Origin of the sequence: Streptomyces sp. NPDC020884 (genome assembly GCF_044333935.1) — a bacterium.
Classification (GTDB): Bacteria; Actinomycetota; Actinomycetes; order Streptomycetales; family Streptomycetaceae; genus Streptomyces.
On sequence record NZ_JBIRRY010000002.1, the window covers coordinates 1 to 16,528 of the forward strand.

General features: G+C 69.4%; 12 protein-coding genes. 3 read left to right on the top strand and 9 right to left on the bottom strand.

Translation table 11 applies throughout. The features are described 5' to 3' along the window. Positions 1-291: 291 nt before the first annotated feature. The 3 genes from ACH4UK_RS06875 to thyX form a co-directional block, all read right to left on the bottom strand. A complete protein-coding gene (locus ACH4UK_RS06875) occupies positions 292-1,977 on the bottom strand; it encodes a ribonuclease J (protein WP_398354948.1) in 1,686 nt (561 codons plus the stop codon). A gap of 129 nt (positions 1,978-2,106) precedes the next feature. Then, a complete protein-coding gene (dapA, locus tag ACH4UK_RS06880) occupies positions 2,107-3,006 on the bottom strand; it encodes a 4-hydroxy-tetrahydrodipicolinate synthase (RefSeq protein ID WP_398354949.1) in 900 nt (299 codons plus the stop codon). Between the two features lie 152 nt (positions 3,007-3,158). Beyond that, the gene (thyX, locus tag ACH4UK_RS06885; RefSeq protein WP_398354950.1) at positions 3,159-3,896 is read right to left on the bottom strand and encodes an FAD-dependent thymidylate synthase; all 738 of its coding nucleotides are present in this window, start codon (positions 3,894-3,896) and stop codon (positions 3,159-3,161) included. Between the two features lie 198 nt (positions 3,897-4,094). Between thyX and ACH4UK_RS06890 the strand changes: the two genes are divergently transcribed. Further along, positions 4,095-4,334: a hypothetical protein gene (locus ACH4UK_RS06890; protein WP_398354951.1), complete on the top strand. Its 240-nt coding sequence runs from the start codon at positions 4,095-4,097 to the stop codon at positions 4,332-4,334. A 94-nt stretch (positions 4,335-4,428) separates the two neighbouring features. Beyond that, on the top strand, positions 4,429-4,980 hold the full coding sequence (locus ACH4UK_RS06895; protein WP_398354952.1) for a hypothetical protein: 552 nt from the start codon (positions 4,429-4,431) through the stop codon (positions 4,978-4,980). Positions 4,981-5,058: 78 nt separating this feature from the next. Here ACH4UK_RS06895 and ACH4UK_RS06900 read toward each other — a convergent pair whose 3' ends face one another. The 6 genes from ACH4UK_RS06900 to eccD all read right to left on the bottom strand — a co-directional run bounded on the left by ACH4UK_RS06900 (position 5,059) and on the right by eccD (position 12,294). Further along, positions 5,059-5,529, bottom strand: coding sequence for a hypothetical protein (locus ACH4UK_RS06900; RefSeq protein ID WP_398354953.1), 471 nt, complete (start codon positions 5,527-5,529; stop codon positions 5,059-5,061). 11 nt (positions 5,530-5,540) lie between these two features. Continuing rightward, positions 5,541-6,293, bottom strand: coding sequence for a 4-hydroxy-tetrahydrodipicolinate reductase (dapB, locus tag ACH4UK_RS06905; protein WP_398354954.1), 753 nt, complete (start codon positions 6,291-6,293; stop codon positions 5,541-5,543). Between the two features lie 17 nt (positions 6,294-6,310). Next, on the bottom strand, positions 6,311-7,690 hold the full coding sequence (locus ACH4UK_RS06910) for a M16 family metallopeptidase (RefSeq protein ID WP_398354955.1): 1,380 nt from the start codon (positions 7,688-7,690) through the stop codon (positions 6,311-6,313). Then, positions 7,687-9,900, bottom strand: a complete 2,214-nt coding sequence (locus ACH4UK_RS06915; RefSeq protein WP_398355692.1) for a polyribonucleotide nucleotidyltransferase — start codon at positions 9,898-9,900, stop codon at positions 7,687-7,689. The genes ACH4UK_RS06910 and ACH4UK_RS06915 overlap by 4 nt, the downstream gene beginning before the upstream one ends. A 344-nt stretch (positions 9,901-10,244) precedes the next feature. After that, positions 10,245-10,535 carry a 30S ribosomal protein S15 gene (gene rpsO / locus ACH4UK_RS06920; protein WP_015611843.1) on the bottom strand — a complete coding sequence of 97 codons (291 nt, stop codon included), beginning with the start codon at positions 10,533-10,535 and terminating at the stop codon, positions 10,245-10,247. Between the two features lie 250 nt (positions 10,536-10,785). Next, positions 10,786-12,294 carry a type VII secretion integral membrane protein EccD gene (gene eccD / locus ACH4UK_RS06925; protein WP_398354956.1) on the bottom strand — a complete coding sequence of 503 codons (1,509 nt, stop codon included), beginning with the start codon at positions 12,292-12,294 and terminating at the stop codon, positions 10,786-10,788. 215 nt (positions 12,295-12,509) lie between these two features. Here eccD and eccCa point away from each other — a divergent pair, with 215 nt between their 5' ends. After that, complete coding sequence (eccCa, locus tag ACH4UK_RS06930; protein ID WP_398354957.1) at positions 12,510-16,484, top strand: type VII secretion protein EccCa; 3,975 nt, start codon at positions 12,510-12,512, stop codon at positions 16,482-16,484. Positions 16,485-16,528: the final 44 nt, after the last annotated feature.

The following is a 16,528-nucleotide window of genomic DNA, read 5'->3' on the forward strand; positions in this document are numbered from 1 at the left end:
GCTTCCCTTCGTTCTTGCGTTTCCGACTCTATCAGACTCTTTCGCGTCCGATTCCCGGCCGAAGCGGGTCAAGCAGTTTTCGCTTTCCAGGTTCTCCGCTTTCGCGTTTTCCCTTTCCGGCGAGTCCGACTTTATCAGAGATTCTGAGTCGGAATTCCCGCCCCGTTCGGGGTTCTCCGGGCGCATGACTGCGCGCGGTGCTTCCCGTTCAGGCGGAGACGTAAACGTACTGGAGCGGGGCTCCCCGATGCAAATCGGGGGCCCCGCTCCAGGTCAGACGGTCGGGAGAGGTCAGACCTCGACGACGACCGGAAGGATCATCGGGCGCCGGCGGTAGGTGTCGGACACCCACTTGCCGACGACCCGGCGGACCATCTGCTGGAGCTGGTGGGGCTCCATCACGCCGTCCTGTGCCGACTTGTCCAGGGCTTCCTGGATCTTCGGCGTGACGGCCACGAAGGCTCCGTCGTCGATGCCGGAGCCCCGGGCCTGGATGTGGGGGCCGCCCACGATCTTGCCGGAGGAGCTGTCGACCACGATGAAGACCGAGATGATGCCCTCGTCGCCGAGGATCCGGCGGTCCTTGAGGGAGGTCTCGGTGACATCGCCGACGGAGAGGCCGTCGACGTAGACGTAACCCGCCTGGACCTTGCCGACGATCTTGGCCTTGCCGTCGATGAGATCGACGACCACGCCGTCCTCGGCGATGACGATGTGGTCCTTCGGCACGCCGGTGAGCGCGCCCAGTTCGGCGTTGGCCCGGAGGTGGCGCCATTCCCCGTGGACCGGCATCAGGTTCTTCGGCTTGCAGATGTTGTAGAAGTACAGCAGCTCGCCGGCCGAGGCGTGGCCCGAGACGTGGACCTTGGCGTTGCCCTTGTGGACGACGTTGGCGCCCCAGCGGGTCAGGCCGTTGATCACGCGGTAGACCGCGTTCTCGTTGCCCGGGATCAGGGACGACGCGAGGATCACCGTGTCGCCGGGGACGATCCGGATCTGGTGGTCGCGGTTGGCCATCCGGGAGAGGGCCGCCATCGGCTCGCCCTGCGAACCCGTGCAGACCAGCACGACCTCGTCGTCCGGGAGGTCGTCGAGGGTCTTGACGTCGACGACCAGTCCGGCGGGAACCTTCAGATAGCCCAGATCGCGGGCGATGCCCATGTTGCGGACCATCGAGCGGCCGACGAAGGCGACCCTGCGGCCGTATTCGTGGGCGGCGTCCAGAATCTGCTGGATGCGGTGCACGTGGCTGGCGAAGCTCGCCACGATGATGCGCTTCTGGGCATTGGCGAAGACCGTGCGCAGGACGTTGGAGATGTCCCGCTCCGGCGGTACGAAGCCCGGGACCTCGGCGTTCGTGGAGTCGGAGAGGAGGAGGTCGATGCCCTCCTCGCTCAGCCGCGCGAACGCGTGCAGGTCGGTGAGACGGCCGTCCAGCGGAAGCTGGTCCATCTTGAAGTCACCGGTGGCCACGGCCATGCCCGCGGGGGTGCGGATGGCGACGGCGAGGGCGTCCGGGATCGAGTGGTTGACCGCGATGAACTCGCAGTCGAAGAGGCCGATGCGCTCGCGCTGGCCCTCGGTGACCTCCAGGGTGTACGGACGGATCCGGTGCTCCTGGAGCTTCGCCTCGATGAGCGCGAGGGTCAGCTTCGAGCCGATGAGGGGGATGTCCGGCTTCAGGCGCAGCAGGTACGGGACACCACCGATGTGGTCCTCGTGGCCGTGCGTGAGGACGATGCCCTCGATGTCGTCCAGGCGGTCCCGGATCGTGGTGAAGTCCGGCAGGATCAGGTCGATCCCCGGCTGCTCCTCCTCGGGGAAGAGGACGCCGCAGTCGACGATGAGCAGGCGGCCGCCGTACTCGAAGACCGTCATGTTGCGGCCGATCTCGCCGAGACCGCCGAGCGGGGTGACCCGCAGGGCGCCCTTCGGGAGCTTCGGCGGGGTACCGAGTTCAGGATGCGGATGACTCAAAAGACTCTCCTTACCACGCACGCCACGTACCGCTGAGGCACGTGGCGCGCATGTCATTCGTGCACTTGCTGTTGTCTTGGGTTGGTGCTCATGCGAGTCGCCTCGCGTGTTCAGTTGTGAAGTCTGTGATCAGAGCTGTACCCCGCCGGCGGCGAGATCGATCTTGAGCTGTGCCGTCTCCTGGGCGCTCAGCTCCACGAGCGGCAGGCGCAGCGGTCCGGCCGGCAGACCCTGGAGGGTCAGAGCGGCCTTCGCGGTGATCACGCCCTGTGTGCGGAACATGCCCGTGAAGACCGGGAGCAGCTTCTGGTGGATCTCGGTGGCCTTCTGGACGTCGCCGCTCAGGTGCGCCTCGATCAGGGCCCGCAGGTCCGGGGTGACCATATGGCCGACCACAGAGACGAAGCCGACCGCGCCGACCGAGAGGAGCGGCAGGTTGAGCATGTCGTCGCCGGAATACCAGGCGAGCCCGGATTCGGCGATGGCCCAGCTGGCGCGGCCCAGGTCGCCCTTGGCGTCCTTGTTCGCGACGATCCGCGGGTGCTCGGCCAGTCGGACGAGGGTCTCGGTGTCGATCGGCACACCGCTGCGGCCGGGGATGTCGTACAGCATCACGGGCAGGCCGGTGGAGTCGGCGATGGCCGTGAAGTGCCGCAGCAGGCCTTCCTGCGGCGGCTTGTTGTAGTACGGCGTCACGGCGAGCAGCCCGTGGACGCCGGTGCGCTCGGCCGTCCGGGCGAGCTCGACGCTGTGGCGGGTGTCGTTGGTGCCGATGCCGGCCACGACATGCGCCCGGTCGCCGACCGCTTCGAGCACCGCCCGTACGAGCTGGTCCTTCTCCGTGTCACTGGTGGTCGGGGACTCACCGGTGGTGCCGTTGACGATCAGGCCGTCATTGCCTGCGTCCACCAAGTGGGCGGCGAGCCGCTGGGCGCCATCGAGGTCGAGAGCGCCGTCCGCCGTGAAGGGCGTGACCATAGCGGTGAGGACCCGCCCGAAGGGGGTCTGCGGAGTGGAGATCGGAGCCATGGGTAACACGCTACTCGCTGCTCAGCGCGCGGGGTCCCCTCGGGGGGACGAGGAAGAGGAGCCCGGCACTGCCTGCTCGGGGGTTCAAGCAGTGCCGGGTCCGTTTGATCAGCCTAGATGAACTTCTCGAAACGCCGCAATACGGACACCGCCTATGGGGCTACCCGTCCATTTTTGTTGAAGGCCGCATGAGTGAGCGGCATGAGCTCCGCCCAGCGGGCTTCCATCTCCTCGCCGACCATTTCGATCTCGCGCTGCGGGAAGGACGGGACCTTCGCCAGCTCGTGCTGCGTCCGCAGCCCCAGGAAGTGCATCAGGGAGCGCGCGTTGCAGGTGGCGTACATCGAGGAGAAGAGGCCGACGGGCAGGACGGCGCGGGCGACCTCGCGGGCCACGCCCTCCGCCAGCATCTCCTGGTACGCCGCGTAGGAGGCCCGGTAGGACTCCTCCATGGCGCGGGTGGTCACGTCGTACTGCTCCTCGGTGCCCTGGACGAACACGTACTTGCCGGGGCGGCCCTGCTGGACCAGCTTGCGGGAGGTTCCGGGGACGTAGAAGACCGGCTCCAGCTCCCTGTAGCGGCCCGATTCCTCGTTGTACGACCAGCCGACGCGGTGCCGCATGAACTCGCGGAAGACGAAGATCGGGGCGCTGACGAAGAACGTCATCGAGTTGTGCTCGAACGGGCTGCCGTGCCGGTCCCGCATGAGGTAGTTGATGAGCCCCTTGGAGCGCTCGGGGTCCTTGGTGACCTCCTCCAGCGACTGCTCGCCGGCGGTGGAGACCCGCGCGGCGAAGAGCACGTCCGCGTCGCGCGCGTCGCTCTTCACCAGCTCGACGGTGATGTCGTTGCGGAAACGGGGCTTTGCGGGTTCGGGGGTGTCGGTCACCGACAGGGGTCCTTCCAATGGCATCGCTCGGGCGGCGACCACTTTACGGGCCGCGTGCCCGCATGCATGCACATGGCGGGGTCGGGCAGCCGTTCGTGCAGTTCCCCCAACAAGTACGGCGATTCGGGCACCGATTCGGCCCGTCGTACGTCTGACTCAATAGCAGCACCCGTCATTCAGATCAAGGAGAGTTTCCTCATGTTCCGCCGGCGTGAAGCCGTCCCGTTCTCGTTCGTCGCCGAGTCCGACCGATTCCGCAGTAACGTCACTCCCCCTCCCACCGTCCGCGCCACCGTTCCCGAACTGCTGGGACGGTCCCTCGTCGGGCTGACCGTGATCGCCGGTCTCGTGGGCTCGCTGCTGCTGGGGCTCCCGGCGCTCGACTCCGGGCAGTCCCCCGCGCACGGCAAGCAGTCCGAGGCGTCGCAGGGCCGCTGACTCGTACGGACCCCCTGGGGTGGTCGGGCCGGTGGCACCCTCGGTAGCCTCACCGGGCACAGCAATCGAGCGTGCTTGTGAGTGAGGATGAGTCGTGCCCCTGCCCTTTCTGACGGCCGACCGCGCATTCGACGCGAGCGCGGAGGACGTTGCGCTGCCGTTCGACGACCACGACAGCTGGCGGCGGCCCTACCGCCCCGGCCCGTGGCGGGTCGCGGCGGCGGCCACCCTGTTGTTGCTGGCCTCGTTCGTTCTGCTCGCGGCCATGATCATCGGTGTCGCCGGAGCGCCTTCGGGCGCCACCGTGTGTCTGGTTCTGGCCGGTGCGGTGATCGCCGCCGCGCTGCGACTGCTGCGGGTCGGCGCGTGGGTCAGCCGTAACGGTGTGCGGCGCGTCGGCTTCTTCCGGACCACCACGGTGGCCTGGAACGGCACGTCGGCGGTCCGCACGGTCCAGCAGCCCGTGAAGTGGATGGGCCTGCCCCGTACGGTCCAGGGCCAGGCGCTCGTCGTGGTCCGGCGCAGCGGTGAGACGCTGCCGCCGCTGACCACCGACCACAACGCGGACTTCCTCGGGCGCGAGGAGGCCTTCGAGCGGGCCACGGACGCGGTTGAGGCCTGGGCGGACGAGTACCGGCCGGTGTGAGCCGTCAGCTGTACGCAGGTGAGCCCGGGACCGTTTGTCGGTCCCGGGCTCACCTGCGTACAGGCAGGAAGGATGTCCTCAGACGCCGGACGGGCTGGAAGGTGCCGCCGGGCGGGAGCGGTGCAGCGCGATGGCCCGCTGCATCGCCTTGCGGGCGCGTGGGGTGTCCCTCGCGTCCTGGTAGGCGACCGCCAGCCTGAACCAGGTCCGCCAGTCGTTCGGGGCGTCCTCGGTCTCCTCACGGCGCCCGGCGAAGACCGCGTCGGCGGAGTCCCGGTCGATGCGGCCGGAGGGGGTACGGACCAGTTCGTCGACCGGCAGGCCGCCCTCGGCGTCCAGCTCGGCGGCCAGCTCGTTGGCACGCCGGACGAACTGGGTGTTCTTCCAGAGGAACCAGACGCCGATCACCGGGAGGATCAGCACGGCGACGCCGAACGTGACCGTGATCAGCGTGCCGTGCCGGATGAGCAGGAGGCCGCGGCTGCCGACCAGGACGAAGTAGAAGACCAGGACGGCGGCCGTGACGATGTAGGTGATCTTTGCGCGCATGGTGGGCTCAGTCAGTTCAGGTCGAGGAAGTGTTCCAGGCCGAACGTGAGGCCGGGAGTGGTCACCACACGGCGGACGCCGAGCAGGATGCCCGGCATGAAGCTGCTGTGGTGGAGGGAGTCGTGGCGGATGGTGAGGGTCTCGCCCTCGCCGCCGAGCAGCACTTCCTGGTGGGCCAGCAGGCCGCGGAGCCGGATCGCGTGGACCGGGACGCCGTCGACGTCCGCGCCGCGCGCGCCGTCCAGGGCGGTGGCGGTGGCGTCCGGCTGGGGCGCGCTGCCCGCCGCGGCGCGGGCCGCCGCGATGAGCTGGGCGGTGCGGGTGGCCGTGCCGGAGGGGGCGTCGACCTTGTTCGGGTGGTGCAGTTCGACGACCTCGACGGACTCGAAGTAGCGGGCGGCCTGCTCCGCGAACTTCATGGTCAGGACCGCGCCGATGGAGAAGTTCGGGGCGATGAGGACGCCGGTCCCCGGGGAGCCCGCCAGCCAGGCGGTCAGCTGCGCGAGCCGTTCGTCGGTCCAGCCCGTCGTACCGACGACGGCGTGGATGCCGTGCCGGACGCAGAAGTCGAGGTTGCCCATCACCGACGCGGGTGTGGTGAGCTCGACGACGGCCTGGGCGCCGGTGTCGGCGAGGGTCTCCAGCTTGTCGCCCCGTCCCAGGGCCGCCACCAGCTCCAGGTCCTCGGCAGCCTCGACGGCCCGTACGGCCTCGGACCCGATCCGGCCCTGAGCACCGAGAACGGCTACGCGCAGCTTGCTCATCTTGTTTCCTTAGGGGATTAGGAGACCGCTTCGTGGAGGCGGTCCGCCTGCTTGTCCTTGAGCGGGCCGATGACCGAGAGCGAGGGGCGGTGGGTGAGCAGCTCGCCCGCCACCTCCCGTACGTCGTCGGGGGTGACCTCCGCGATGCGGGCCAGCATGTCGTCGACCGACATCTGCTCGCCCCAGCACAGCTCGCTCTTGCCGATACGGTTCATCAGCGCACCGGTGTCCTCCAGGCCGAGGACGGTGGAGCCGGAGAGCTGGCCGATGGCGCGGGTGATCTCGTCGTCGTCCAGGCCGTGGGTGGCGACCCGGTCCAGCTCGTCGCGGCAGATCTTCAGGACATCGTGGACCTGGCTGGGCCGGCAGCCCGCGTACACGCCGAAGAGGCCGCAGTCGGCGAAGCCCGAGGTGTACGAGTACACGCTGTAGGCCAGGCCGCGCTTCTCCCGTACCTCCTGGAAGAGGCGGGAGCTCATGCCGCCGCCGAGCGCGGTGTTGAGCACGCCGAGCGCCCAGCGGCGTTCGTCGGTGCGGGCGAGGCCGGGCATGCCGAGGACCACGTGGGCCTGCTCGGTCTTGCGGTTCAGCAGCTCGACCTTGCCGGCGGTGCGCAGGGTGCGGGAGCCCTCGCGGGGCGCCAGGGGGACGGCGTCCGTGCGGGAGAGTGCTCCGGCGCGCTCGAAGGCCTTGCGGACCTGACGTACGACCGTGGCGTGGTCGACGTTGCCGGCGGCGGCGACGACGAGGTGCGTGGGGTCGTAGTGCTTCTTGTAGAAGCGGGCGATCTGGCCGCGGTTCAGCGCGTTGATCGTGTCGACGGTGCCGAGGACCGGTCGGCCGAGCGGGGTGTCGCCGAGCATGGTGTGCGCGAACAGGTCGTGCACACAGTCGCCCGGGTCGTCCTCGGTCATCGCGATCTCCTCGAGGATGACGCCGCGCTCGGCGTCGACGTCCTCGGGGGCGATCAGCGAGCCGGTCAGCATGTCGCAGACGACGTCGATGGCCAGCGGCAGGTCGGTGTCCAGGACCCGCGCGTAGTAGCAGGTGTACTCCTTCGCCGTGAAGGCGTTCATCTCTCCGCCGACCGCGTCGATCGCGGAGGAGATGTCGAGGGCGGTGCGCTTGGCGGTGCCCTTGAAGAGGAGGTGTTCGAGGTAGTGGGTCGCGCCGTTCAGCGTGGGCGTCTCGTCGCGGGAACCGACGTTGGCCCAGATGCCGAAGGTGGCGGACCGGACGGAGGGCAGGGTCTCGGTGACGATCCGCAGACCGCCGGGGAGGACGGTCCGGCGGACCGTTCCGATGCCGTTGCTGCCCTTGAGAAGCGTTTGGGTACGGGCGACGGCCCGCGCCTCCGAGGAGGTGCGGGCCGTCGTCGCGGAACTACGGGACGTCACTTGTCGGTGTCGTCCTTCTTCTCGTCCTCTTCACCCTCGACGACCGGGATCAGGGAGAGCTTGCCGCGGGAGTCGATCTCGGCGATCTCGACCTGGACCTTGGCGCCGACGCCGAGCACGTCCTCGACGTTCTCCACGCGCTTGCCACCGGCGAGCTTGCGGATCTGCGAGATGTGCAGCAGACCGTCCTTGCCCGGCATGAGCGAGACGAACGCACCGAAGGTGGTGGTCTTGACGACCGTGCCCAGGTAGCGCTCGCCGACCTCCGGCATGGTCGGGTTGGCGATCGCGTTGATCGTGGCGCGGGCGGCCTCGGCCTGCGAACCCTGCTGGGCACCGATGTAGATGGTGCCGTCGTCCTCGATCGTGATGTCGGCGCCGGTGTCCTCCTGGATCTGGTTGATCATCTTGCCCTTGGGGCCGATGACCTCACCGATCTTGTCCACGGGGATCTTGACGGTGATGATCCGCGGGGCGTTCGGGGACATCTCGTCCGGGACGTCGATGGCCTCGTTCATGACGTCCAGGATGTGCAGACGTGCGTCACGGGCCTGCTTCAGCGCGGCGGCCAGGACCGAGGCGGGGATGCCGTCGAGCTTGGTGTCGAGCTGGAGCGCGGTCACGAACTGCTTGGTGCCGGCGACCTTGAAGTCCATGTCGCCGAAGGCGTCCTCCGCACCGAGGATGTCGGTGAGGGCGACGTAGTGGGTCTTGCCGTCGATCTCCTGCGAGATCAGGCCCATGGCGATACCGGCGACGGCGGCCTTGAGGGGCACACCGGCGTTCAGCAGCGACATGGTGGAGGCGCAGACCGAGCCCATGGACGTCGAGCCGTTGGAGCCCAGCGCCTCGGAGACCTGGCGGATCGCGTAGGGGAACTCCTCGCGCGAGGGGAGCACCGGCACGATGGCGCGCTCGGCGAGCGCTCCGTGGCCGATCTCGCGGCGCTTGGGCGAGCCCACGCGGCCGGTCTCGCCGACGGAGTACGGCGGGAAGTTGTAGTTGTGCATGTAGCGCTTGCGGGTCACCGGGGAGAGGGTGTCCAGCTGCTGCTCCATCCGGAGCATGTTGAGGGTGGTGACGCCCAGGATCTGGGTCTCGCCACGCTCGAACAGCGCCGAGCCGTGCACGCGCGGGATGGCCTCGACCTCGGCGGCGAGCGTACGGATGTCCGTGACGCCGCGGCCGTCGATGCGGACCTTGTCCTTGATGACGCGCTCGCGGACCAGCTTCTTGGTCAGCGCGCGGTACGCGGCGGAGATCTCCTTCTCGCGGCCCTCGAAGGCCGGGAGCAGCTTCTCTGCGGCGATCTCCTTGACGCGGTCGAGCTCGGCCTCGCGGTCCTGCTTGCCCGCGATGGTGAGCGCCTGCGTCAGCTGGGAGGTGACGGCCTTGGAGAGCGCCTCGAAGACGTCGTCCTGGTAGTCCAGGAAGACCGGGAACTCGCCGACCGGCTTGGCGGCCTTGGAGGCCAGGTCCGACTGGGCCTTGCAGAGCGCCTTGATGAAGGGCTTCGCGGCGTCCAGACCGGCGGCGACGATCTCCTCGGTGGGAGCCTCGGCGCCGTCCTTGACGAGCTGGATGGTCTTCTCGGTGGCCTCGGCCTCGACCATCATGATCGCGACGTCGCCGTCCTCCAGGACGCGACCGGCGACGACCATGTCGAAGACGGCGTCCTCGAGCTCGGTGTGCGTCGGGAACGCGACCCACTGGCCCTTGATCAGGGCGACGCGGGTGGCGCCGATCGGGCCGGAGAAGGGCAGGCCCGCCAGGATCGTGGAGCAGGAGGCGGCGTTGATCGCGACCACGTCGTACAGGTGGTCGGGGTTGAGCGCCATGATCGTCTCGACGATCTGGATCTCGTTGCGCAGGCCCTTCTTGAAGGAGGGGCGCAGCGGGCGGTCGATCAGGCGGCAGGTGAGGATCGCGTCCTCGGAGGGCCGGCCCTCACGGCGGAAGAAGGAGCCGGGGATCTTGCCGGCCGCGTACTGCCGCTCCTCGACGTCCACCGTGAGGGGGAAGAAGTCGAGGTTGTCCTTGGGCCGCTTGGAAGCGGTGGTGGCCGACAGCACCATGGTGTCGTCGTCCAGATACGCGACGGCGGAGCCGGCGGCCTGCTTGGCCAGGCGGCCCGTCTCGAAGCGGATGGTGCGGGTGCCGAAGGTTCCGTTGTCGATAACGGCCTCGGCGTAGTGGGTCTCGTTCTCCACTAGTGATTTCTCCATACTCGTCGTCTTTCGTCCGCACGCCCGTGTGGCGGGGGACGGTGCGGGAGAGGCGCACTGTGGATGCGGGCCGGTCTTCGATCGAAGCTCCCGGGCATGTTCCCGGGGGCCACTACCGAGGACCGGCGGCGGCGTCGTCGCGCCTCTCCCTCGTTCTTGTGATGCGTCCTGCTGGTGGTGCGTCCTGCTGGTGGTGCGTCTTGCGCGGTGCGTTCCCGCTCGTGCGGGTGTCGCTGCACCCAGGTTACTGAGCTTGACACCGGTCGTGCACGTACGGCAAAGGGAGCGGTCCCCTCAAACGCGGGAACCGCTCCCTTTCCACAGCGTCCTTACTTGGCGCCGCCGGCCGCACCGCGGCGGATGCCGAGGCGGTCGACGAGCGCACGGAAGCGCTGGATGTCCTTCTTGGCCAGGTACTGCAGGAGGCGGCGACGCTGGCCGACCAGGATCAGCAGACCACGACGGGAGTGGTGGTCGTGCTTGTGCGTCTTGAGGTGCTCCGTCAGGTCCGAGATCCGGCGGGAGAGCATGGCGACCTGGACCTCGGGGGATCCGGTGTCACCCTCCTTCTGCGCGAAGTCGGACATGATCTGCTTCTTCGTAGCGGCGTCGAGCGGCACGCGTACTCCTCTTGATGTTCGAAGCGCCCACGAGTGCCCCTGGTCTTGATCTCAGGAGAGCTTCCGTGACTCGGAGGCGAAGGTCCGATGAGCGCAGCCCCCAGGATGATCCGAGGACGCGTACACAAACGGCCACTGGACAGAGTACCAGCCGTTCGGGTCACGCCCCGCCGCTGACCAGCCGATGCCCACCGATGCCCACCGGCGGTCAGTCGATGCCCGCCGGTGATCCATCGGTGCTGTTCGGTGATCAGCTGGTGAGGGCCCGGATCGAGTGGTAGACGTCGAAGACGGCGAGGCAGAGCGGGAGCAGGGTCAGCAGGACGACCGTTTCGGCGATCTCCAGGAAGCGTCCCCAGAACGGGGTCACGCCCTTGCGCGGCACGATCAGGCCGATGGCGGTGATCAGGACGGCGACGCCCGCGACCGCGGCGGCCAGCCACACCGTACGGATGTCGAGTGCGGCGCCGTCCCCCCGCAGGGCGTCGCGGACCATGGCGACCGGCGGGTTGAGGGAGAGCCCCAGGCCCAGCAGGACGAGGGAGCCGAGGCCCGCGGCGAGCGTGCAGCCGACCTGGGCCGTGTAGCGGAACAGGTGGGCGCGCATCAGCATGGCGACCCCGGTGGCCAGGGCGAGCAGCTGACCCCAGACGTTGTCCGAGAACCCCAGCACCGCGGCGGCCGCCACGGCGACCAGGGCGCAGCCGCCGACCAGGCCGAGGAGCAGTTCGTGGCCGCGCCGCGCCTGGGCAGCCAAGCGCACGGCGTCCACCGCGCCGGTGGGCGCGGGGTCGGAGGTCCCGTAGTCGCCGACCGTGGTGCGGGGCGGTTCGAATCCGATGGGGAGCCGGGCGAAGCGGGTGGAGAGCCCCGGCAGGAAGGCGAGGGCTCCCACGGCGAGCGGGGAGCACACCGCGGCGGCCTCGATCGGCTTCATGTCGCTCAGGGTCGCGACGAAGGTCACCAGGAGGCCGACGGCGCTCGCGAAGACGAACGCGACGAACGGGCCGTCACCGCCGGGCGCGACGATCATCAGAATGACCGCGACCACCAGAACCGCCGCACAGGCGAGCAGGAACTGGAGCCGTCCGACTCCCTGCCCGGCGCTCAGGGGCAGCAGGCCGGAGCCGGCCACCGCCGCGTTCGCCAGGGCGCCCGTGCCGAGCGCGATCGAGGAGGCCCGGTCCTCGTACACCCGGGCGCGCACGCAGGCGAAGGCGAGCAGGAGCAGGGCGACGACGGCCGCCAGGATCCCCGGCAGGCCGTGCATGTCGTGGAGCGGGTCGGCCGTCCACAGCACGAAGCCGAGCAGGGCCAGCAGGACGGAGCCGCCGAACAGGCCGGCTCCGCGCATGAGCGCGTCGCCCCAGAGCGTGCGGTCCTTGGCGACGGCGGTGGCGACCGCGTCCGAGACGTCGTCGAACACGGCCGGAGGCAGTGATTCGGAGAAGGGCCGCATCGACAGCAGCTCGCCGTCGAGAATCCGGTGGCCGGCGAGCGTACGGGCGCTGTCCAGGACGGTGCCGTCACGGCGCACCAGGTGGTAGCCGACCGGTGCGCCGGGGGTGGGACTCTGGCCGGACAGCCGGAGGATCTCGGGATACAGATCGGCGACGGGGATGTCCTCGGGCAGGGCCACGTCGACACGGCCGTCGGGCGCGACGACCGTGACCCGGCAGAACCCGGTTCCGCTGCCGGACGGGGTCCCGTGGCTCTGCCGTCCGGATCCGGTGGCTGCCGCTTGGGCCGTCGTGGTCACCTGGTGCTCCCCCTAGCCTGTTCTGCCTTGTTCTGCGCTTCTTTTACTGCTTGTTCTGTTACTTCTGTTGCTTGTTAGCGGATGCGTACACGCGTCGCGACACCCTACCGCCATGGGTCCGCCGCCACGCCAGTAGGATCCTTCCCGCGGATGGAGCCCGTCGCCACGGGGGCGCCGATAGGAACACTTCCGTCCGGCAAGGGAATTGGTGAGCTGTGAGCCAGATCGTCGTCAAGCGCCCACCGCGGGCCCTGCCCACCGAAGTGCCGGTCGAGCAGGTGCAGTTGCAACCTCCTCCGGAGCTCCCCCGAGGCCAGCAGGAGGGGGCGCTGATGCAGCTCCTGCCGATGCTGGGCATGGGTGGTTCCGTCGTCTTCTTCTTCATGACACCGAACCCGATCATGCGCATCATGGGCATGATCATGATTGCCTCCACGCTGGCCATGGCCATCGCCATGCTCGTGCGGTACCGGCGGGGCACCCAGGGAGAGCTCGCGGATCTGCGCCGCGACTACCTGAAGTACCTGACGCAGACCCGGCGCGCGGTGCTGAAGACGGCGCGCAAGCAGCGCGACGCGCAGTTCTACCTCCACCCCTCTCCCGAGCAGTTGTGGGCGCTCGTCGCCGAGGGCAGCCGGGTGTGGGAGCGGCGCGCGGGTGACGCGGACTTCGCGCAGGTGCGCATCGGGCTGGGCAGCCAGGAGCTGGCCACCCCGCTCATCGCCCCCGAGACGGCGCCCCTGGACGAGCTGGAGCCACTGGCCGCCGGGGCGATGCAGCAGTTCCTGGCGACGCACTCCACGCTGGACGGTCTGCCCATGGCCATCTCGTTGCGGGCGTTCTACCACCTGACGATCAGCGGCCACCCGGAGTCCGCGCGCTCCGCGGCGCGGGCCATGGTCGGCGGCCTGGTCTCCCTGCACTCGCCCGAGGACCTGGTGATCGCGGTCGCGACCGGTGCGGAGGCGGCGCCGCAGTGGGAGTGGGCGAAGTGGCTGCCGCACGCGCAGGCCTCCGGGCCCGCGGACGGGGCCGGCAGCCGGCGTCTGATCACCACCAGCGCCCTGGCCCTGGAGGAGCTGCTGGCCGGCCGCCTGGAGGGCAGGCCCCGCTTCCAGCCCGGCGGCCAGCCGCTCGTGGAGCAGCCGCACGTCGTCGTGGTCCTGGACGGCGAGTCGGTGCCCCCCATGTCGGTGCTCGCCTCGGCGGAGGGCCTGCAGGGTGTGACGGTCATCGAGGTCGTACCGGGCGAGGTCACGGGTGCCCGCGGGGGCCTGTCCATCGTGGTGCAGCCGAAGTCGTTGCAGCTGGAATCGGGCCAGGGGCTCGTCTACGACGGGGATCCGGACCTGCTGAGCTACGAGGCGGCCGAGGCACTGGCCCGCCAGCTGGCCCCGCTGCACATGGCGACGGGCGGGGACGACGACGAACCGCTGCTGGCCAACCTGGAGTTCACCGATCTGCTAAACCTGGGGGACGCCGCCTCAATCGAGGTCAGCCGTACCTGGCGTCCGCGGTCCCAGGCCGAGCGGCTGCGGGTGCCGATCGGCGTGGGCGAGGACGGCGCGCCCGTGATGCTGGACCTGAAGGAGGCGGCGCAGGAGGGCATGGGCCCGCACGGCCTGTGCGTGGGCGCCACCGGTTCCGGCAAGTCCGAGCTGCTGCGCACGCTGGTGCTCGGTCTCGCCGTCACCCACACCTCGGAGACGCTCAACTTCGTCCTCGCCGACTTCAAGGGCGGTGCGACCTTCGCCGGTATGGCGCAGATGCCCCACGTCGCGGCCGTGATCACCAACCTCGCGGACGACCTGACGCTGGTCGACCGCATGGGTGACTCCATCAGCGGTGAGCTCAACCGCCGGCAGGAGATGCTGCGCGACGCGGGCAACTACGCCAACATCCACGACTACGAGAAGGCCCGCGCGGCCGGCGCCCCGCTCCAGCCCATCCCCTCGCTCGTCCTGGTCATCGACGAGTTCAGCGAACTTCTCACCGCCAAACCCGACTTCATCGACATGTTCGTTCAGATCGGTCGTATCGGCCGTTCGCTGGGCGTGCACCTGCTGCTGGCGTCGCAGCGGCTGGAGGAGGGGCGGCTGCGCGGTCTGGAAACGTATCTGTCGTACCGGGTGGGTCTGCGGACCTTCTCGGCGGCGGAGTCACGGGCCGCGATCGGGGTGCCCGACGCGTACCACCTGCCCAACGTTCCCGGTTCCGGGCTGCTGAAGTTCGGTACGGAGGAGATGGTCCGGTTCAAGGCCGCGTACGTCTCCGGGGTGTACCGCTCGAGCGCGCACCGGGCGGCGGCGCCGGGCGCTCCGCTTCCGGTGGACCGCAGGCCGGTTCCGTTCACGGCCGCCCCGGTCGCGGTGCAGTACGTTCAGCAGACGGCGCAGTCCGCGGGCGTACCGGATCAGCGTGCGGCGGAGGACGACGCGCTGGCGGACACCGTGCTCGATGTGATCGTGCGCCGGCTGGAGGGCCGCGGCGCCTCCGCCCACCAGGTGTGGCTGCCGCCGCTGGACAATCCGCCGTCGCTGGACGAGCTGCTGCCGGGGCTCTCCCCGGTGCAGGGCCGGGGGCTGACGCAGCCCGGTTTCGAGGGCTCCGGCCGGCTGGTCGTCCCCCTGGGCGTCATCGACAAGCCCTTCGAGCAGCGGCGGGACACCCTCTACCGGGACTTCTCCGGCGCTGCCGGTCACATGCAGATCACCGGCGGACCGCAGTCGGGGAAGTCGACGCTGCTGCGGACGCTCATCGCCGGCTTCGCGCTCACCCACACACCGGAGGAGGTCCAGTTCTACGGGCTCGACTTCGGTGGCGGCGGCATGTCCTCGATCGCGGGGCTGCCGCATGTCGGCGGCATCGCGTCCCGGCTCGACCCCGAGCGGGTGCGCCGTGCGGTCGCCGAGGTCTACGGGATCATGGCGCGGCGCGAGGAGTACTTCCGCAGTGCGGGCATCGACTCCATCGCCACCTTCCGCAGGCTGCGGGCGCGCGGCGACATCTCGGTGACCGACCAGCCGTGGGGTGACGTCTTCCTGGTCATCGACGGGTGGGGCTCCTTCCGGACGGATTACGAGGGTCTGGAGTCGGCGGCCACGGACATCGCGGCGCGCGGGCTGGGCTACGGGATCCACCTGATCGTCACGGCGTCGCGTTCCATGGAGGTGCGGGCCAGCCTCAAGGACCACCTCATGAACCGCCTGGAGCTGCGGCTCGGCGACGTGATGGACTCCGAGCTGGACCGCAAGGTGGCCGCCAACGTGCCCGCGGGGGTGCCGGGTCGCGGCCTGACCCCGGAGAAGCTGCACTTCATGGCGGCGGTGCCACGGATCGACGGCATCAACTCCGACAGCGACCTCTCCGAGGCCACGGCGGCGATGAACCAGGAGGTCGCCCGTCACTGGACGGCCGCCCCCGCGCCGGCCGTGCGTCTGCTGCCGCGTTCGCTTCCGGTGGTCGAGCTTCCGGCCGGCCATGCGGTACCGGAGCGCGGTATCGCCTTCGGCATCGACGAGAACAACCTGGAACCGGTGTTCCTGAACTTCGAGCAGGACCCGTTCTTCCTGGCGTTCGGCGAGAGCGAGTCCGGGAAGTCCAACCTGCTCCGGTTGATCATCAAGCAGCTGACCGAGCGCTACGACGGAGACTCCTGCAAGCTCTTCGTCATCGACAACCGGCGTTCGCTGCTGGACGTGACTCCGCGCTCGCACCTGGCGGAGTACATCCCGATGTCCAACAACATGGAGCACCACATGGCGGCGCTGCACGACCTGATGAAGCGCCGCACACCGTCCGCCGACGTCACGGCTCAGGAGCTGCGCGACCAGAGCTGGTGGCAGGGCCCCAAGGTGTACGTCGTCATCGACGACTTCGACCTGGTCTCGACGTCGAGCGGGAACCCGCTGTCGCCGATCACGGAGATGCTGCCGTTCGCCCGCGACGTGGGCGTCCGCTTCATCATCGCCCGCAACACGGCGGGGGCGAGCCGGGCCCTGTACGAACCCTTCCTGCAGCGCATGATCGAGCTGGGCGCCCAGGGCGTGGTCCTGTCGGGCGACCCGAACGAGGGCGATGTCCTCGGCAACGTACGACCGCGCCCGATGCCCGCGGGCCGGGGCATCTTCGTCACCCGCCGCCGGGGGAACCCGCTGGTGCAGACGGGGCTGATGGACGCGGAGGGGTAGGCCGCCCGGTACGGCTAAGCGGGGGCGTGGCGGGGGCGGGGCGC